The sequence below is a fragment of the Pseudomonas capsici genome (assembly GCF_017165765.1).
GTDB lineage: Bacteria > Pseudomonadota > Gammaproteobacteria > Pseudomonadales > Pseudomonadaceae > Aquipseudomonas > Aquipseudomonas capsici.
Genome location: NZ_JAFGZD010000027.1, coordinates 23,381 through 41,348 on the forward strand (window position 1 = coordinate 23,381; position 17,968 = coordinate 41,348).

The 17,968-nt window shown below is 58.9% G+C and carries 15 protein-coding genes; 7 read left to right on the top strand and 8 right to left on the bottom strand.

Annotated features, from left to right (window positions below; translation table 11 throughout):
* Positions 1-4 precede the first annotated feature (4 nt).
* Together glpK and JSY17_RS23770 are read left to right on the top strand one after the other, a co-directional pair.
* Complete coding sequence (gene glpK / locus JSY17_RS23765) at positions 5-1,510, top strand: glycerol kinase GlpK (RefSeq protein WP_117166032.1); 1,506 nt, start codon at positions 5-7, stop codon at positions 1,508-1,510.
* A 92-nt stretch (positions 1,511-1,602) separates the two neighbouring features.
* The gene (locus JSY17_RS23770; protein WP_117166031.1) at positions 1,603-2,358 is read left to right on the top strand and encodes a DeoR/GlpR family transcriptional regulator; all 756 of its coding nucleotides are present in this window, start codon (positions 1,603-1,605) and stop codon (positions 2,356-2,358) included.
* Positions 2,359-2,431: 73 nt separating this feature from the next.
* Here the strand turns inward: JSY17_RS23770 and JSY17_RS23775 are convergent, their stop codons facing one another.
* Together JSY17_RS23775 and JSY17_RS23780 are read right to left on the bottom strand one after the other, a co-directional pair.
* Complete coding sequence (locus JSY17_RS23775; RefSeq protein WP_122371916.1) at positions 2,432-2,719, bottom strand: type II toxin-antitoxin system RelE/ParE family toxin; 288 nt, start codon at positions 2,717-2,719, stop codon at positions 2,432-2,434.
* The gene (locus JSY17_RS23780) at positions 2,697-2,945 is read right to left on the bottom strand and encodes a CopG family ribbon-helix-helix protein (protein WP_206402627.1); all 249 of its coding nucleotides are present in this window, start codon (positions 2,943-2,945) and stop codon (positions 2,697-2,699) included. The genes JSY17_RS23775 and JSY17_RS23780 overlap by 23 nt, the downstream gene beginning before the upstream one ends.
* Before the next feature lie 528 nt (positions 2,946-3,473).
* Here JSY17_RS23780 and JSY17_RS23785 point away from each other — a divergent pair.
* Together JSY17_RS23785 and glpD are read left to right on the top strand one after the other, a co-directional pair.
* On the top strand, positions 3,474-3,704 hold the full coding sequence (locus tag JSY17_RS23785) for a DUF6124 family protein (RefSeq protein ID WP_206402625.1): 231 nt from the start codon (positions 3,474-3,476) through the stop codon (positions 3,702-3,704).
* Positions 3,705-3,974: 270 nt separating this feature from the next.
* The gene (gene glpD / locus JSY17_RS23790; protein WP_206402624.1) at positions 3,975-5,501 is read left to right on the top strand and encodes a glycerol-3-phosphate dehydrogenase; all 1,527 of its coding nucleotides are present in this window, start codon (positions 3,975-3,977) and stop codon (positions 5,499-5,501) included.
* A gap of 74 nt (positions 5,502-5,575) precedes the next feature.
* Here the strand turns inward: glpD and JSY17_RS23795 are convergent, their stop codons facing one another.
* Positions 5,576-6,400, bottom strand: a complete 825-nt coding sequence (locus JSY17_RS23795) for an ABC transporter ATP-binding protein (RefSeq protein ID WP_200980559.1) — start codon at positions 6,398-6,400, stop codon at positions 5,576-5,578.
* Positions 6,397-7,995, bottom strand: coding sequence for an ABC transporter permease (locus tag JSY17_RS23800; RefSeq protein WP_206402622.1), 1,599 nt, complete (start codon positions 7,993-7,995; stop codon positions 6,397-6,399). The genes JSY17_RS23795 and JSY17_RS23800 overlap by 4 nt, the downstream gene beginning before the upstream one ends.
* Before the next feature lie 295 nt (positions 7,996-8,290).
* Here JSY17_RS23800 and JSY17_RS23805 point away from each other — a divergent pair, with 295 nt between their 5' ends.
* A complete protein-coding gene (locus JSY17_RS23805; protein ID WP_206402620.1) occupies positions 8,291-9,274 on the top strand; it encodes an ABC transporter substrate-binding protein in 984 nt (327 codons plus the stop codon).
* A gap of 43 nt (positions 9,275-9,317) precedes the next feature.
* Here JSY17_RS23805 and JSY17_RS23810 read toward each other — a convergent pair whose 3' ends face one another.
* Complete coding sequence (locus JSY17_RS23810; RefSeq protein WP_117184165.1) at positions 9,318-10,226, bottom strand: LysR family transcriptional regulator; 909 nt, start codon at positions 10,224-10,226, stop codon at positions 9,318-9,320.
* A 147-nt stretch (positions 10,227-10,373) separates the two neighbouring features.
* Here JSY17_RS23810 and JSY17_RS23815 point away from each other — a divergent pair, with 147 nt between their 5' ends.
* On the top strand, positions 10,374-11,279 hold the full coding sequence (locus JSY17_RS23815) for a TauD/TfdA dioxygenase family protein (RefSeq protein WP_206402619.1): 906 nt from the start codon (positions 10,374-10,376) through the stop codon (positions 11,277-11,279).
* A 38-nt stretch (positions 11,280-11,317) separates the two neighbouring features.
* Here JSY17_RS23815 and JSY17_RS23820 read toward each other — a convergent pair whose 3' ends face one another.
* From JSY17_RS23820 to JSY17_RS23830, 3 genes are all read right to left on the bottom strand, one after another.
* Complete coding sequence (locus JSY17_RS23820) at positions 11,318-12,922, bottom strand: alkaline phosphatase family protein (protein WP_206402617.1); 1,605 nt, start codon at positions 12,920-12,922, stop codon at positions 11,318-11,320.
* A gap of 18 nt (positions 12,923-12,940) precedes the next feature.
* A complete protein-coding gene (locus JSY17_RS23825) occupies positions 12,941-14,005 on the bottom strand; it encodes an ABC transporter substrate-binding protein (protein ID WP_117184162.1) in 1,065 nt (354 codons plus the stop codon).
* 114 nt (positions 14,006-14,119) lie between these two features.
* Positions 14,120-15,070: a LysR family transcriptional regulator gene (locus tag JSY17_RS23830; RefSeq protein WP_117184161.1), complete on the bottom strand. Its 951-nt coding sequence runs from the start codon at positions 15,068-15,070 to the stop codon at positions 14,120-14,122.
* Between the two features lie 173 nt (positions 15,071-15,243).
* Between JSY17_RS23830 and JSY17_RS23835 the strand changes: the two genes are divergently transcribed.
* Positions 15,244-17,610 (top strand): TonB-dependent receptor, encoded by a 2,367-nt coding sequence (locus tag JSY17_RS23835; RefSeq protein ID WP_206402615.1) that lies wholly within the window; start codon positions 15,244-15,246, stop codon positions 17,608-17,610.
* The last annotated feature ends 358 nt before the right edge of the window (positions 17,611-17,968 follow it).

The following is a 17,968-nucleotide window of genomic DNA, read 5'->3' on the forward strand; positions in this document are numbered from 1 at the left end:
CGAAATGACAGACTCTCAGAACAAGAATTACATCATTGCCCTTGATCAGGGCACCACCAGTTCACGTGCGATCATTTTCGACCGCAACGCCAACGTGGTGAGCACTGCCCAGAGCGAATTCGTCCAGCATTACCCACAGGCTGGCTGGGTCGAACATGACCCGATGGAAATCTTCGCCACCCAGACCGCCTGCATGACCAAAGCCCTGGCCCAGGCAGATCTGCACCATAACCAGATCGCGGCCATCGGTATCACCAACCAGCGTGAAACCACTGTGGTCTGGGAAAAGGACACCGGCCGTCCGATCTACAACGCTATCGTCTGGCAATGCCGCCGCAGCACCGAAATCTGCCAGCAGCTCAAGCGCGACGGTCTTGAGGAATACATCAAGGACACCACCGGTCTGGTCACCGACCCCTACTTCTCCGGCACCAAACTCAAGTGGATTCTGGACAACGTCGAAGGCAGCCGCGAGCGCGCACGCAAGGGCGAACTGATGTTCGGCACCATCGACAGCTGGCTGATCTGGAAATTTACCGGCGGCAAGATTCATGTCACCGACTACACCAACGCCTCACGCACCATGCTGTTCAACATCCACACTCTGGAGTGGGACCAGCGCATGCTTGAGGTGCTGGATATCCCTCGCGAAATGCTGCCCGAGGTCAAGGCATCTTCGGAAGTCTACGGTCACAGCAAAAGCGGGATTCCGATTGCCGGTATCGCCGGCGACCAGCAGGCAGCACTGTTCGGCCAGATGTGCGTGGAACCGGGCCAGGCGAAGAACACCTACGGCACCGGCTGCTTCCTGCTGATGAACACCGGCAAGAAAGCCGTCAAATCGGCCCACGGCATGCTGACCACCATTGGCTGCGGCCCGCGCGGCGAAGTGGCTTATGCACTGGAAGGCGCAGTGTTCAACGGCGGTTCCACTGTGCAGTGGCTGCGTGACGAACTGAAAATCGTCAACGACGCTCTGGACACCGAGTACTTCGCCAACAAGGTCAAGAACAGCAACGGCGTCTATCTGGTCCCGGCCTTTACCGGTCTGGGCGCGCCCTACTGGGACCCCTATGCCCGTGGCGCCCTGTTCGGCCTGACCCGTGGCGTGAAAGTCGACCACATCATCCGCGCAGCGCTGGAATCCATCGCCTACCAGACCCGTGACGTACTGGACGCCATGCAGCAGGACTCGGGCGAACGCCTGAAGGCTCTGCGTGTCGACGGTGGCGCGGTGGCCAACAACTTCCTCATGCAATTCCAGGCCGACATCCTCGGCACTCGGGTCGAACGCCCGCAAATGCGCGAAACCACCGCTCTGGGTGCAGCATTCCTGGCCGGTCTGGCGATTGGCTTCTGGGGCAGCCTGGACGAGTTGCGCAACAAGGCGATTATCGAACGCGAATTCGAGCCACAGTGCGACGAGGCAGCAAAAGAGAAGCTTTACGCAGGCTGGAAAAAAGCCGTCGAGCGCACGCGTGACTGGGAACCGCACGAAAACGAAGAGTAAGCATGACGGGGAGCAGGATTATTGAGGCTGACAGCCAAGGCCCGGCTGCGGCATCATGGGCGCCATTTGCAGAGGGCGCCCAAGGAAAAACAATGAACCTGCCTCCCCGCCAGCAACAGATCCTCGAACTGGTTCGCGAACGCGGCTATGTCAGCATCGAGGAAATGGCGACGCTGTTCGTCGTGACCCCACAAACCATCCGCCGTGATATCAATCAACTTGCGGAAATGAACCTGCTGCGTCGCTACCACGGCGGCGCGGCCTATGACTCGAGCATCGAGAACACCGCCTACGCCATGCGTGCGGACCAGATGCGCGACGAGAAACAACGGATCGCCGAAGCCATCGCCGCGCAGATCCCGGACAACGCCTCGCTGTTCATCAATATCGGGACCACCACCGAATCCATCGCCCGCGCCCTGCTCAACCACAACAACCTGAAGATCATCACCAATAACCTGCATGTGGCTTCGATCCTCAGCGGCAAGGATGATTTCGAGGTATTGCTGGCCGGTGGCAACGTGCGCCGTGACGGCGGAGTGGTCGGTCAGGCCAGCGTGGACTTCATCACCCAGTTCAAGGTCGACTTCGCGCTGGTCGGGATCAGCGGTATCGACGAAGACGGCAGCCTGCTGGATTTCGACTATCAGGAAGTCCGGGTTTCCCAGGCGATCATTGCCAATGCCCGACAAGTGCTGCTGGCTGCGGACTCCAGCAAGTTCGGGCGCAACGCCATGGTGCGGCTTGGCCCCATCAGCCTGATCGACTGTCTGGTGACCGATCAGGCACCGGTTCCGGCATTGCAGCAACTGCTTGCCCAGCACAAGATCCGCCTCGAAGTGGTCTGATTTCAGCGGTCTTTCGCGAATGAGTTCACGCTTCTCGCAGCAAAGAACTCAGTCGCGAAATCGATGAAGCTCATTAGAAATGGTTTGGCAACTTACGCTGATGGCGAACTCTCAGCACTTGAATCTGGTCACCTTTAATCTGATAGGGGGCTATGAATGGATAGCGAGTAAAGACTAATTCGCGCACCTGCGAATATTGAGTCGGACGCCCCGTTGCGCTGAACACAGTCAACTGCTCCAGCCTTGCCAGAATGTGAAAAATCACTTCGTTTGCTGCTTGGATGCCTGAGTGTGAGAGGTAGTGTTCATGGATGGTCAGCAGGTCGCTTTGCGCCTTTTCAGTCAAGGCGATTGTTGGCACGTGCTACCCACTCGGCTTTCACCGCCTCAAGATCAGTCAGACGCCCTGCTGCGGCATCAGCTATCCCTTCCTCTATTGCGTGCAGATAGCCCGCTTCCATTTCTACATATCGCTCAACGGCACGTTGCAAATGATATTGGCGGTCACGCTCTGTGGCCTGCACCAATTCATCGAGTTTCCTCACCAATGAGTCTTCGATGTTGAATGACAAAGTGGGCGATGCCATGACGTACCCCCAAAATTGGCGACTATATGGATGTGCGCAAGACTGGAAAGTATACCCCTGCGGATGCAAGTGCAACGTGGGTTCAATGAAAGGGGAGATCATGGCTTTGGCATCTTCAAAAGGATTGGAGGTGTTGAATTTATCAAGCGCTACTCATTTTTTTAGGTAGATGTTTAATACCAGCAAGATTTTGCCCGCTTACTCATGTCCCAGATAGCAAGACGCCTCTCTATCCATTGAGTGAAATTTCCGAGAGAATCCCGGCCGCTTGCGCCTCTCGATTCGGGTCCCTAACCTCCTGCTGTCGCTGCAAAATCAGCGACCGGGTTTGGTAGACCTGAATTACGTAGGCGCAATGCGCCACCTTTTGCGAGGCGCATTTTTACGGCCTGCGTTTTGGTGGCCGTGCGCATGGCGTCTTCGGACGCACCGGGCGCCTACGACCGGTTCTACCAACCTGCGTACGGCCGCCACCCGTCGTTTGGTAGCGAGGGTGACGGCTCCTTAACTTACGTAGGAGTTATCACCATGCTCAAAATCACCCCAGATCCACCCGCTATCCCCATCACCCCGTTCATCGCCAACGATGACCTGAGCCATGAAGAAGCGCTTGTCCGTGCCTCGGATCTGCTGCGTTGCGCCATGGCCACAGCCTACGAATGCGGCGATAACCTCAGCGGCTCGCAGCGAGCCCTGGCGTTTTCCGTTGTTCATCTGATCGAGATGGCCCACACCCTGCTGGAACGCTCGCTGCGCTAGACGAATATTCGCAGTTTAATCCCCTTCCTCAAGGCCGACGTTCCAGGAGGGGGACTTGCCCGAGAAGAGCCCCCTATCGGCAGGAACACGTTCATCCAAAAACTGTCCTACGATGTTCACTTTTTTTCCTTTCCTGTCCCCCTCATCAATATTTTCAATAAATACCGGCTGGTAGCGCCTTGTTTCTTGCGCTATTATTTTCACAAACGAACATTAATGTTCAAATTCGCCTTTCGAGCGTTATTCAAGAATTGTCCAGGAGGCCACCCAATGCCCCACTCCAGCGCGTCAGCACCATCGCTTTCCGAGGTCTACGACATTGCCGTTATCGGTGGTGGCATCAATGGTGTCGGTATTGCAGCGGATGCCTCGGGCCGCGGTCTGTCGGTTTTCCTTTGCGAAAAGGATGACCTGGCCAGCCACACCTCGTCGGCCAGCAGCAAGCTGATCCACGGCGGGCTGCGCTACCTGGAACATTACGAATTCCGTCTGGTGCGAGAAGCACTGGCCGAGCGCGAAGTGCTGCTGGCCAAGGCACCGCACATCGTCAAGCCGATGCGCTTCGTCCTGCCCCATCGCCCACATCTGCGCCCTGCCTGGATGATCCGTGCCGGCATGTTTCTGTATGACAACCTCGGCAAGCGCGAAAAACTGCCAGCCTCGCGCAGCCTGCGTTTCGGCGCGGACAGCCCGCTCAACGCTTCCATCACCCGCGGTTTCGAATACTCCGACTGCTGGGTCGATGACGCGCGTCTGGTGGTTCTCAATGCCATGGCGGCCCGGGAAAACGGCGCACATATCCACACCCGCACTCGCTGCCTGAGTGCCCGCCGCGTCAACGGCATGTGGCAGCTGGAGATGGAGCGCGCCGATGGCACGCAGTTCTCGATCCAGGCCAAGGCACTGGTCAACGCTGCTGGCCCATGGGTCGCCAGGTTCATTCGCGAAGATCTGAAGCTGGATTCGCCTTACGGCATCCGCCTTATCCAGGGCAGCCACCTGATCGTGCCAAGGCTGTACGAAGGCGAGCACGCGTTCATCCTGCAGAACGAAGACAAGCGCATCGTGTTCACCATCCCGTACCTGGACAAGTTCACCATCGTCGGCACCACCGACCGTGAATACCAGGGCGACCCGGCCAAGGTGCAGATCACCGATGGCGAAATGGATTACATGCTGAAAGTGGCCAACGACCACTTCAAGAAGCAATTGAGCCGCAGTGACGTGCTGCATACTTATTCAGGCGTGCGTCCGCTGTGCAACGATGAATCCGATAATCCATCGGCCATCACCCGTGACTACACCCTGTCGTTGTCGGGCAGCGAAAGCGAAGCGCCGATTCTTTCGGTGTTCGGCGGCAAGCTGACGACCTATCGCAAACTGGCCGAATCGGCGATGGCGCAACTGGCTCCCTTCTTCACCCGGATGAAACAGAGCTGGACCGCCAATTCAGCCCTGCCCGGCGCAGAAGAGATGACCACACCTCAGGTGCTGGCAACCGAGCTGAGCAAGCGCTTCCCATGGCTGCCTGTTTCCATTGCCCAACGCTGGTCCATCACCTACGGCAGCCGCAGCTGGCGTCTGATGGATGGCGTCAACAGCCTGGAAGACATGGGTGAACATCTGGGTGCAGGCCTGTACACCCGCGAGGTCGACTACCTGTGTGCCCAGGAATGGGCAACCTGTGCCGAAGACATTCTGTGGCGTCGCACCAAGCTCGGCTTGTTCACCACGCCTGAAGAGCAGGCCGGAGTGCAGGGTTATCTGGAAACTGTGGTTCGTAACAAAGCGGCCTGATGGACAGCTTTCGTGAATGAGTTCGCCCACAGGCCTTGGGGGAATTCATTCGCGAAAAATCCGCCCCCACAGAACTAACAGGCGATGAAAGCAGCAGGCAGATTGCGTATCTGCTCCGGCTCACGCAGGACGTAGTGGTCATCGCTGGTCAACTCATGCAGCAACTCTTCACGCAACAGATGAAAGTCGAAGCTGCTGCGCTGGCGCGGATGCGGCAGTCTTATATCCACAATGCGCTTGATGCGGCCCGGCCTTGGTTCCATGACCACCACCCGGTCGGCCAGAAAGATGGCCTCTTCCACATCATGGGTCACCAGTATCGTAGTGATTCTGGCCCTTTCACGAATGGCCAGAAGCTCTTCCTGCATCTGCTGACGTGTCAGCGCATCCAGCGCGCCAAACGGTTCATCCAGCAACAGGATACGCGGACTCGCCACCAGCCCGCGGGCAATGGCAACCCGCTGGGCCATGCCGCCTGAAAGCTGGTGAGGATAGGCCCTGGTGAAGTCCTTGAGGCCGACCAGATCGATAAAGTCAGCAATTCTCTGCTTCATCTCCTTCCGTTCAAGCCCTTCGTTGACCAGCCCCAACTCGATGTTTTCCTCGACCGTCAGCCACGGGAACAGGCGATGCTCCTGAAAGACAATCCCCCGCTCGCTGCCGATACCGTTGACTGCCTTGCCGTCGACCTGGATTTCACCACGAAACTCGGTATCCAGTCCGATCAACAAGCGCAGCAACGTGGACTTGCCACAACCGCTGGACCCCACAATGGCGATGAACTCGCCTTGTGCGACCTGCAGGTTGAATTCGCGGATCGCTTCCACATCACCATGCCCGGTCTGGAACACCTTGCCCACATGGTTGAAGTTCACGATGGAATGGGTCTGGGCTGTCATGCATGCCTCCAGCGCGTCGCACGCGCTTCAATGCGTTGTCCGGTTTCGTTGAGTGCTGCGCCGGTCAGTCCTACCAGCAGCATGCCGCTCATGATCACGTCCATGCGCAGCAGTTGTTGCGCGCCGATCATCAGGCTGCCAATCCCGCCGTTGGATGGCATGAAATATTCGGCACCGATGGTGCCCAGCCAGGCATAGATCAGGCTGAGGCGCAGGCCAGCGAAAATCCCCGGTGCAGCACCCGGCAGCACCATGCGGGTCAGGCGTTGCCACAAGCTCAGGCGCAGCACCTGAGCCGCTTCCCTCAGTTGCGGCGACAGGTTGGCCACGCTGCGCTGGGTCGCAATGAACAGCGGAAAAAACGCTGCAAGCCCGACGAATACCCATTTGGCAGGCTCACCCAATCCGAACCAGGCCGTGATCAGCGGGACCCACGCAAAAATGGCGACTTGCCTGAACGCCGACAGTGTCGGCCCCAGAAAACGTTCCAGCGGTTGGGACAGCCCGAGCAGCAAGCCCAGAGAGAATCCCGATATGCCGCCCAGAAACAGACCACCCAAAGCGCGGCTCAGGCTCAGGCCCATGGCGTGCGGCAACGAACCATCCAGCAGGCCGCCCCACAGGGTTTCGAGTACCAGCAGGGGTGAAACCAGAATATTGGCATTCACCCAGCCCCACTGGCTGGCGGCTTGCCACAACGCCAGCAAGGTAAAAGGCAGAATCCAGGGAACGACTCGATCAAGCCCCTGCGCCGGGGCACGACCGCGAAACTCGGCAGTTGCGGCATGGGGCCAGAACACCCATTTGCGATCCGCCAGACCGATACCGCGATCCATCAGCACACCAATCACGCCGATCACGGCAATGCAGACAAACACGACATCGAGCATGAACAGTTGTCGCGCCCATACCATCAGGTAACCAATGCCTTCACTCGATGCCAGCAGTTCGACCGCCAGCAGCGAAGACCAGCCAGACGACAGCGCCAGCCTCACTCCGGCCATGAACGAAGGCAAGGCCGCTGGAAGAATGAGGCGGCGGATCAAGAGGTGAACAGGCAGACGCAAGACAGCCGCAGTTTCCCGCAAGCGGGGTTGGGCATCGCGAACGCCGATCAGGGTATGCAGGGTGACCGGAACGATGACGGCCTTGATCATCACTACCAGCTTGAGCATCTCACCAATGCCGAAAACCACCATGAACAGCGGAATCCACGCCAGAGTCGGCACTTGCGCCAGCGAAGTGAACGTCGGCAGAACCAACCTTTCGGCCCGGCGACTTAAACCCAGCCAGGCGCCCAGCACGGCCCCTGCCGAGATTCCCGCCAGCAGACCCCAGAACAGGCGTTGCAAGCTGATCCACAGATTGCCCGGAAGGTCAGTGCTGGCAAGCTCCAGAGCGCTTTGCCAGACCAGTGAAGGCGTCGGCAGGATCTGCTCGCTCATCCAGTGATTACGGCTGGCAAACCACCAGAGCACAGCCAGTGCCAGCGGCAGATACCATGCCAGCAGAAAGCGTTTGAGCGCAGGTGCAACAACCCAGTGCCGGGAAACGGCGACAGACTCTGGAATGGAAAGGAGGGAGTCACGAGCCATATCAGAACTCCGCTGTCGGCTGCTGCATAAAGGCTATTTGCATATTCTTGTCCGATCTATAAAAACAGACAGGAATTCCATAAAGAGATAAGTATCACCATTTAAGGGTGTATGCAGGCCAGACATCCAATGCATTTAAGGAATACTTTCATTGCATGAAATGCATGTCCGGCAACATGCCATTCAATCCGTGGCTTATTCCATTGAGTGATTAAATATGGAATTAATATTATTTCTGGAATGATCAAAAGCTGTGTCTGATTAGGCGCTCTGCGAGATCTATTCAGGACAGTCCATGAAAAACCTTTTCAAATCCCTGGCCTTCGGGTGCGCCCTTGCCCTGACCGCCATCGCCAGCCATGCAGCCGATCTCAAGGAAATCCGCATCGCTGTGCCGGACCTCAGCGCCGGGACCGGGAACAGCGGGGGCGGTGTAGTCGATGTACTGCGCAGCCAACAGATTTACGAAAAGGCTTTTGCCGATCAGGGCATCAAGATCCAGTGGATATTCTTCAAGGGGGCTGGCCCGGTCATCAACGAGGCGTTTGCCAACCAGCAGGTTGACCTGGCCTATCTGGGTGATCTGGCAGCCATCATCGGCAAATCCAACGGGCTCGATACCCGCCTGCTCAGCGCCGCAGCTCGCGGCATCAAACACTATCTGGCGGTGGTGCCGGGTTCAGGCATCAAGACTCTGCAGGACCTCAAGGGCAAACGGGTTTCTGTATTTCGCGGCACGGCCAGCCAGTTGTCCTTCGATACCGCACTGGCCAGCCAGGGCCTGAGCGAGAAAGATCTGAAAGTCATCAACCTGGATTTCAATGCTGCATTGGCCGCCCTCGCCGCCAAGCAGATCGACGCCACCTGGGCACTCTCGGGCCTGACCGCTCTGGAAGCCAAGGGCCTGGCAGAACTGCCTCTCAGTTCCAAAGACCTGGGGGGCGCAGGCAATATCCAGGGCGTGCTGGTTGCAGCCGGAACCTTCGTCGACGCCCATCCCGAAGCCGTGGCTCGTCTGCTCAAGGCCCAGGAGCAAGCCACCCGCTGGCTGACCGACGAGGCCAACAAACAGGCTTACATCGATCTGGTTTCCAGCTATGCAAGCTACCCGGCAGCCATTCTGGAAAAAGACCTGAGCACGGAAAAGATGGGCGACCTCTTTCCCTCGCAACTCGACCCGCAATTCCTCACCGCCTTGCAATCCTCCGTGGACATTGCCGCCAGAGAGCGGTTGATCCGCAAGCCGTTCAAGGTGAGTGAATGGGTGTTGAAGCAGTAATCGATTTCGCGACTGAAGTCGCTCCCACTACGCTCCTACCGGATCATTCGTTACCCCCATCCACCTCGACAATCACCTCAATCATCGCCCGCGCCGCGGGCGACAGTCTGAAGCCCGCCCGGCTGACGATGCCGTAGCGCGCGCTCAGGCTGTCGAGTTCATCAGGCAGGTTGCGCCAGTGCAGGCGGGCCAGGGTACCGTTGGCGATGTCCTGCTCCAGTGCCTCTTGCGGACCGATGCCGATGACGTTGGAGCGCTGCACGATCTTCATCAGGACCGGGAAGTGGGCGGTTTCGATATGCAGGGTGAAGTCGGAACGGCCGCTGAGGTTGGCCAGCCCCTTGCGGATGCCTGGCGGGATCAGTGTCGCGCCCAGCGGGTAGTCGAACATGTCGTTGGTGGACAGGCTTTCCTTGCTCAGCAACGGATGCCCTGCCCGGCAAAAGAACATCCCGCGTCGTGCCGTCAGAGCGCGAGTCTGGAAATTGGGGTCTGACTCGAACTGGCGGGTGTCGGCCACGAAGAATTCGATCTCTTCCCGCGCCAGGCTGCGGGCCAGTTTTTGCCAATTGTTCACCTCCAGGTAGGCACGCACACCGGGGTGGGCCTCGATGAAACGGGACATGGCCTCAGGGATCAGGCTCATGGCTGGCGCCGGGCCGGAGCCAAAGCGGATTTCACCGGCATCGAGCTTGGTCATCTGCGCCACTTCGCTGCTCAGCAACGCCGCGCCTTGCACCAGCCGCAATGCATGTTGCAACACCACATGCCCTTCCGGCGTGGGTCGCAGGTCCTTGTTGGCGCGCTCCACCAGCACGCAACCGAACTCTTGCTCCAGGCCCTGGATACTGCGACTGAACGCCGGTTGGGTAATCCCCATGGCGTCTGCGGCACGCACGAAACTGCGGTGCTCGTTCAGTGCGATGAAGTAGCGTAACTGACGCAGATCCATATGCATTCCAGGCATTTGAAAATGAGGCCAAAGGTATTGGCCTGGTGAGTGGGTTGAGGTTTTAAATGCAAGCTCTTATGCCGTCAAAGAACAAAATAAACACCCGATAGACATTATGGTTATAACCATAGACAAAGAGGATTTGCCATGAGCCAGGCAGCACTTGCAACCCACCCCATCCCCGTGACGCTGGATATCCAACCGATTGCCGGCCGTATCGGCGCGCAGGTCAATGGCATCGCGTTGAGCGCGGATCTGGATGCCGCCACCGTAGACGCCATTCAGGCCGCACTGGTGCAGTACAAAGTGCTGTTCTTTCGTGGCCAGACGCATCTGGACGATCAGAGCCAGGAAGCCTTCGCCAGACTGCTGGGCGAACCCATCGCTCACCCGACGGTGCCGGTGCGCGACGGGACTCGCTACCTCATGCAACTGAGCGGTGCCGATGGTCAGCGCGCCAACTCCTGGCACACGGATGTCACCTTTGTGGACGCCTACCCCAAGGCTTCGATCCTGCGCTCGGTCATCGCACCGGCCTCCGGTGGCGATACCGTCTGGGCCAATACGGCTGCCGCCTACAACGACCTGACGCCGGAAATACGCGAACTGGCCGACAAGCTCTGGGCTGTGCACAGCAATGAATATGATTACGCGGGCATCAAGCCTGGCGTGACCTCGGAAAAGCTTGAGCAGTACCGCAAGGTATTCGCCTCTACCGTGTACGAAACCGAACATCCGGTGGTGCGGGTACATCCGCTGAGCGGCGAGAGAAGCCTGCTGCTCGGCCACTTCGTCAAACGCATCAAAGGGTATTCGGCAACCGATTCGGCCCATCTTTTCAGCTTGCTGCAAAGCCATGTCACGCGCCTGGAAAATACCGTGCGCTGGCGCTGGACAGCAGGAGACGTGGCGATCTGGGATAACCGCTCGACCCAGCATTATGCCGTGGACGACTATGGCCAGCAGGAACGCATCGTGCGTCGCGTTACCCTGAAAGGCGAAGTCCCGGTGGGTGTCGCCGGGCAAAACAGCGTCACCATAAAAGGTGCCTGACCGGAAAGGTTCGCGGGCGCTCACACGCCCGCGATGTTTCACCAGACGCCGATCTGTACCATGGCGTTCTCTTCCTGCTCGCCATAACGGAAGCGCTGTCCGCGCAGATCGATTTCCTCGTTGCTGATCGTCGTGCGCCGCTTCAGGCTGCGCAACCAGTCGAACAGATAGCTCTGGTGCTGCTCGCGCACATGAGCGAAAGCCGGATCGGCTCCCAGATCGTTGAGTTCCCGAGGATCGTTTTCCAGGTCAAACAACTGGGCGCGGAAACCGTCATAGGCCAGATACTTGAAACGCTCGCTACGCACCATGTACATCCGGCAACGGTCGATGGGCTGCCCCAGGCGCTCACGGGCAGGAGCCTGGAATGCATAGTCGTATTCGGCAATCGCGAACTGGCGCCATTGCGGTTGCTGACCATGCAGCAGCGGAATCAGCGACCGGCCTTCCAGACGGTGCCCGGCACCCGGCAAGCCCAGTGCGTCGAGAAAGGTCGGCAAGGCATCGATGGTTTCCACCAGACGCTCATCGACGCTGCCACGGGTCACGTCGGCCGCCGGACGCGGGTCGCGCACGATCAACGGCACCCCTACGGCCGGTTCGAGCAGAAACTCCTTCTCGCCCAGATAGTGATCGCCAAGGAAATCGCCGTGGTCGCTGGTAAAGACAATCAGTGTGTCGTCCCAGCGGCCAGTGCTTTGCATCACATCGAACAGCCGCCCGAGCTGATCGTCCACCTGTTTCACCAGCCCCATGTAGGTGGGGATGACATTCAGACGCACTTCCTCGCGGGAGAAATTGCGGCTTTCCTGATGCTCACGAAATGCTGCGTAAACCGGATGATCGCTCTCCTTGCCCGCCTCGGCACGAATCGGCGCAATCACATGTTCCTTGCCGTAAAGCGCGTGGTAAGGCGCCGGAGCGATATAAGGCCAGTGCGGCTTGATGTATGAAAGATGCAGGCACCAGGGTTGCTCACCCTGCTCCGCCATGAAGTCGATGGCGCGGTCAGTGGTGTAGACGGTTTCCGAATGCTGCTCCTCGATGCGGGCCGGCAGATGCGAATGGCGCATTTTCCAGCCACTGAGGATTTCGCCATTCTCGCCCTCAGCGGCATTGGCCCAGTCATGCCAGGGATTGACCCCGGTGAAACCCAGACTGCGCAGGTGATGGGTGTAAGGTGCGCTTTCGCGCTTGTCGGCAAAAACCGGATCGTCCGGGTAGATGCCGTCGTGACGAAAGAACGCCTCGAACCCGACTTCGTTGAGGTTCTCGGCCTGCTCACTCTCAGGCTCAAGCGCCAGACGTTGCTGGGCATCCAGATTGGGCGTGGCATGGGTCTTGCCCACCAGCGCGGTACGGATTCCGGCCGGGCGCAGGTAGTCGCCAATGGTGAGTTCATCCAGCGGCAGCGGCACGGAGTTCCAGGCCACCTGATGGCTGCTGACGTAACGGCCCGTATAGGCCGACATCCGCGACGGTCCGCAGATGGTGCCCTGGGTATAGGCGCGGGCGAAGCGCACGCCCGCCTGCGCCAACCGATCGATATTCGGGGTGTGCAGATGCGGGTGGCCGTAGCACGACAGATAGTCACGGCGCAGTTGGTCGCACATGATGTACAGCACGTTCTTGATTGCAGTCATGGGGGATTACCTGTCAGGTCAGAGAGCGTTGCCAGCGGCGTCGTATTCAGGCCAGAAGCCCGTCAGTTTTCGCTCTTGTACAGCCTCTTCGACAAATCGGGGCTCGACCCACTCATCGACAGAGAACGTGCGGCGGATCAGGCCCAGTTTTCTGGCCTGCTCGACGCTGTCCTGCAGGGCCGACTTGAGGAACGGATCGATGCGCGGCGAGTTGCGGAATTTCAGGTCATCGTCTTTCAATTCACGCACAAACAAGGCCGCGGGCGTGGAGCTTCTGTCGCCCATCAGCTTGCTGTACTCCGCCAGGCTACCGGGATCGCTCAGCCAGAAAGCGTTCTTGACCAGCACCTTGAGCAGACGCTGGGTCAGTTCCGGATGCTGGTCGATAAAGGCCTGAGTACCGATCAGCCCGGCCTGGGTAGTGGACTGGCGGGACAGTTGCTTAGTGCTCAGCGGAAACAGAATGCCCTTGCTCTCTAAACCCAGCACGCCCATGCCCGACCAGGTCGCATCGATCTGCCCACTGACCAGCGCGGCCCTGGCGGCAGCCCAGTCCAGGCTGATGATTTGCAGGTCACGCTCTTTCAGGCCCTGACTTTCCAGCGCCCGGGCAAAGGACAGTTGATCCGCCGTGCCACGGTAGACCGCGACCCGCTTGCCCTTGAGATCGGCCAGTTGCTTGATACCCGATTGCGGCGTGACGGCCAGATACATGTTGGCACCGCGAGCGCCCAGCAACAGACGAGTCTGCAAGCCGCTGGAACGCCCGATGATTGCCGCCAGGTCGCCCAGCCAGGCGAAATCCAGTTGCTGGTTGGCCAGGGCTTCGTTGACCGCAGGCCCTGCACCTTTGAAGAAATGCCATTGCACTTTCACGCCCGAAGCGGCGAACTCCTGTTCAAGCTGCTGCTGGATATGCGCCAGCCCCACCACGCCCTGCACGAACGGCTGGCTTCCGGCGCCTTGATCCGGCGAGCCGATGCGGATGGTCAGCCCTTCATCGCTGGCCTGGGCACTGCCCAGCAGGCCGGCGAGAAGCACGCCCAGCAGGGGCTTGAAAAAGTGTCGTATGGATTTGTTCATGATTCGGTCCATTGCTGTGCAGCCTGTAATGGCGGCTATTTCGCGATCCGGGCGGGTATTCAGCAAGTGCATTTGTTGAATAGTTGATATGCAAGATCTGCATGGCGGACGGTTTCAGACCGCCAGATTGGTCAGCAACGATTCGTGGGCAGCATCCTCCGCCTGATCGATGTTCTTGATCTCTTCGATCATTTCCTGAGCCAGTGGCGACAACCGATAACCCGCACGACTGACAATGCCATAGCGGGTGTACAACTCTTCGCACTGGTCATCAAGCCCTTCGATGCGCAAACGCACCAGTTCCTGCCGGGCGTAATAGAGTGCATCGCTGTAGGAGCCGCTGATGCCGATTGCATCGGAATTCATCACCACAGCCAGCAGGCTGAAGGTGTTTTCGCATTCGACATTGGGAGCGAAATCCGGCTGGCCGCTCAGGTCGGCCAGCACCTTGCGCAGATTCGGTGGCCGCAGGGTCGCGGCCAGCGGGAAGCTCAACAATTCGCTGGCAGTGACGGTCTCGCGCTGCGCCAGTGGATGCCCGGCGCGGCAGCAGAAGTGCCATTTGCGAGGCCGCAGCTTGTGGGTGACATAAGCGGGGTCGGCCTCGAACTGCCGGGTGTCCGCCACGAAAAACTCGAACTCTTCGTTGAGCAGGCGCTTGCCCAGGCTCTGCCAGTCATCCACCTGAAAATGCACCCGGGCCTTGGGCAAACGGCTGATGAAACGGCCTATGGCACGAGGCACCAGGCCCGACGCCGGAGCCGGGCCGCAACCGAAACGCAGCTCACCCGCTTCCAGCGCATTGAACTGGCTGATCTCGCTGGTCAGTTGTCTCGCACCGCTGACCAGACGCCGCGCATGTTCAAGCACCACCTGCCCTTGCTGGGTCGGCGTCAGGTCTTTGCTCACCCGATCGATCAACTGGCAACCGACGCTGTGCTCCAGCGCCTGGATGCTGCGGCTGAAAGCGGATTGCGAGAGGTTCACCGCCACAGCGGCGGCGACGAAGCTTCGATGCTCGGCCAGAGCAATAAGGTGTCGGAGTTGGCGAAGGTCGATATGCATTTTTCACATGAAAAGTATCGGGCAAATGCATTTGCTCTGCCTCGGTAGCACTCCTTATAAAGGCAATCTCTTATTCAGTAAAACCTTATAAATACATATTGAAATAACTAAAAAGAATATTAGTAATGCAGAAGGAATGACCGACCTTGGCATTGCATCACAGGAGCCGCGACATGAATGCCCAACAATCCGCCACCCCTATCGCCACCGGGCGACTCAAGCGTTTGCCGCTCGCCCTGTTGCTGGCAGGCTGTGCAGGCTTTTCCCTTGCCCACGCATCCGAAACCCCGTCCACGACCAGCGCTGCAAGACCCGACAGCGGCACCACGGCAGATGAAACAAGACTCAAGACGGTCACCGTCACCACCCGCCGCCGAGAGGAAAGCTCGCAGAACGTGCCTACGCCCATCAGCGTGCTGGACGGGGCTGCGCTGGAAAGCCAGCGGATCTATCAGATCCAGGATCTGCAACAACTGGTGCCGAGCCTGAACGTGGCTTACATGCATGCCCGACAATCGAGCGTCTCGATCCGCGGACTGGGTAATAACCCGGCCAGCGACGGGCTGGAAGGCAGCGTTGGCCTGTACATCGACAACGTCTATCTGGGGCGTCCGGGAATGGCAGTGTTCGACCTCATGGACATCGAGCAACTGGAAGTGCTGCGCGGCCCGCAAGGAACCCTGTTCGGCAAGAACACCACGGCCGGCGTCCTGAATATCAACACCCGCGCCCCCAGCTTTACTCCGGAACGCAGCATCGAGACGTCCATCGGCGAGCGGGGGTATTTCCAGACCAAGGGCACGATTTCCGGTCCTCTCAACGATCAACTGGCCGGACGCTTCTCAGCCTATCGCAGCCGTAGCGACGGCGATCTGGACAACGTCTTCGACGGCAACAAACTCGGCGGCGGTGCTCGCGAAGGCTTCCGTGGACAGCTGCTGTTCAAGCCCAACGAAGATTTCAGCCTGCGCTGGATTGCCGACTACAACGAGGAAAGCTCCAGCGCCGGGACCCGCGCCCTGTTCAGCACCGGGCCGACCATCAACGGGGTCAATCGCTACGAAAGCCGTGCTGCCGCAGCAGGCGCAACGCTGGTGGATGGCTCGCATCGCAAGGTCAACCTCAACAGCGACCAGCGCGTGACCGTGCATCAGGGCGGCACTTCCCTGGAAGCCAACTGGAAACTGGCCAACGACTTCACCCTGACCTCCGTGAGTTCTTATCGCTGGTGGAACTTCACGCCACGCAACGATGACGGGCTCAATGCTTCGGCCTCCTACAATGGCGGGGTGTCGGTGGAAGACAAGCAGTGGTCCCAGGAGTTACGCCTGGCGTCACCCACCGGTGGTTTCTTCGATTACGTCGTCGGCGCGTACTACTTCGGTTCCGATCTGGATAACACCTCGTTCACCAACTACGGCCCTCAGGCCGATATCTGGAATGGCACGCCGACCGGCGCACTGGCCGACGTCAACAGCCTGGGCAAAGGCCATATCGAAACCGACAGCTTCGCCCTCTTCGCCCAGGGCACCTGGCACCTCACGCCAAAACTGGATTTCACCGCCGGTGTTCGCGGCACGTACGAAGAGAAGAATGCCTGGGTGCAACGCGATGCTCCGCAAGGCGGTGCCACGCTCACCGGAGCGGCCCTGGCCGCACGCAATGCCCGCACAGGTGCCTACGAATCGGGTGATCTGAGCCAGTACACCGCCAGCCCTTCGGGCATGCTCAACCTGAGCTACCACTTCACCGATGATCTGCTGGGCTACGCCACATTGTCCCACGGCGAGAAATCCGGCGGGGTCAATCTGGCGGTCGGAACGGCACCCACCGCCGGTGCCGATTCGCTGCTGATCGGTACCGAACGCGCCAACAACGCAGAACTGGGCCTGAAAAGCACCCTCTGGGATCGTCGCCTGCAACTCAACGCCAACCTGTTCTGGACCCAGGTCAACGGCTACCAGACCAACGCCTATGACAACGACAACCGCGTGCAGTACCTGACCAACGCCGGCACCGTACGATCTCGCGGCCTGGAACTGGAAAGCACCATTTTGCCGATTCGCGGGCTGACGCTGAACATCAATGGCTCCTACAACGATGTCCGTTACACCTCTTACAAAGATGCGCCTTGCCCGCCTGAAGTCAGCCTGCTGGCCGGAGCACCTGCTTCGTGCGACCTGAGCGGCCATCAGGTGGTCGGGGCGTCCAAATACATCGCCAACGTCAATGGCGAGTACAAGTGGGGCCTGGATAACGGCCTGCAAGAGTACGTCACGGCCAGCTATGCGTTCCGCTCCAAAGCCGTGGGCACCGTTGAAGACTCCGATTACGCGCAGATTCCCAGCTACGCCGTCGTCAACCTGAGCACCGGCTTGCGCGGGGATCTGGGTCAGGGCCAGTGGGATGTTTCGCTGTGGCTGAAGAATGCCTTCGACAAGACCTATTACACGACCCTGTGGAGCGAACCCAACGGCGGTTACGGCGGCCTGCTGGGCGCACCCCGCACGCTGGGCATGACTGCACGTTATGACTTCTGAGCACCGTCGCGAGCAAGCGGCCTCACACAAATGATGCAGTGGGAAGGAGTTTGCTCGCGACAAGACCAGTGAAGCCAATGCATCTTTTTCGCCTCACTTCACACTTACAGTCGCCAGCAAGCTGCCTCCCACTTCAGATCCAATCAGTCGTAAAAACTCACTCCTGCCCCCTCATTCGGTTTTCCGAACAGCCCATTATCCGGGGTTCGGAAAGCCGGACACAGGCAACTCTCAAAGCCCACGCATTTCATTATTAAATTCAATAAAATCAAATACTTGACCAATATCAAAATCCTTGGCACGACTCATGCTCTACACTTTTCGTCGATCGCTTCGACTGTCGCGTGTGTCTAGCCCG

Bases quoted from the DNA above. Each gene is read 5' to 3' on its own strand.
- glpK (WP_117166032.1), top strand. From the start codon at position 5: ATGACAGACTCTCAGAACAAGAATTACATCATTGCCCTTGATCAGGGC.
- JSY17_RS23770 (WP_117166031.1), top strand. From the start codon at position 1,603: ATGAACCTGCCTCCCCGCCAGCAACAGATCCTCGAACTGGTTCGCGAA.
- JSY17_RS23780 (WP_206402627.1), bottom strand. From the start codon at position 2,945: ATGGCATCGCCCACTTTGTCATTCAACATCGAAGACTCATTGGTGAGG.
- JSY17_RS23785 (WP_206402625.1), top strand. From the start codon at position 3,474: ATGCTCAAAATCACCCCAGATCCACCCGCTATCCCCATCACCCCGTTC.
- glpD (WP_206402624.1), top strand. From the start codon at position 3,975: ATGCCCCACTCCAGCGCGTCAGCACCATCGCTTTCCGAGGTCTACGAC.
- JSY17_RS23795 (WP_200980559.1), bottom strand. From the start codon at position 6,400: ATGACAGCCCAGACCCATTCCATCGTGAACTTCAACCATGTGGGCAAG.
- JSY17_RS23800 (WP_206402622.1), bottom strand. From the start codon at position 7,995: ATGGCTCGTGACTCCCTCCTTTCCATTCCAGAGTCTGTCGCCGTTTCC.
- JSY17_RS23805 (WP_206402620.1), top strand. From the start codon at position 8,291: ATGAAAAACCTTTTCAAATCCCTGGCCTTCGGGTGCGCCCTTGCCCTG.
- JSY17_RS23810 (WP_117184165.1), bottom strand. From the start codon at position 10,226: ATGGATCTGCGTCAGTTACGCTACTTCATCGCACTGAACGAGCACCGC.
- JSY17_RS23815 (WP_206402619.1), top strand. From the start codon at position 10,374: ATGAGCCAGGCAGCACTTGCAACCCACCCCATCCCCGTGACGCTGGAT.
- JSY17_RS23820 (WP_206402617.1), bottom strand. From the start codon at position 12,922: ATGACTGCAATCAAGAACGTGCTGTACATCATGTGCGACCAACTGCGC.
- JSY17_RS23825 (WP_117184162.1), bottom strand. From the start codon at position 14,005: ATGAACAAATCCATACGACACTTTTTCAAGCCCCTGCTGGGCGTGCTT.
- JSY17_RS23830 (WP_117184161.1), bottom strand. From the start codon at position 15,070: ATGCATATCGACCTTCGCCAACTCCGACACCTTATTGCTCTGGCCGAG.
- JSY17_RS23835 (WP_206402615.1), top strand. From the start codon at position 15,244: ATGAATGCCCAACAATCCGCCACCCCTATCGCCACCGGGCGACTCAAG.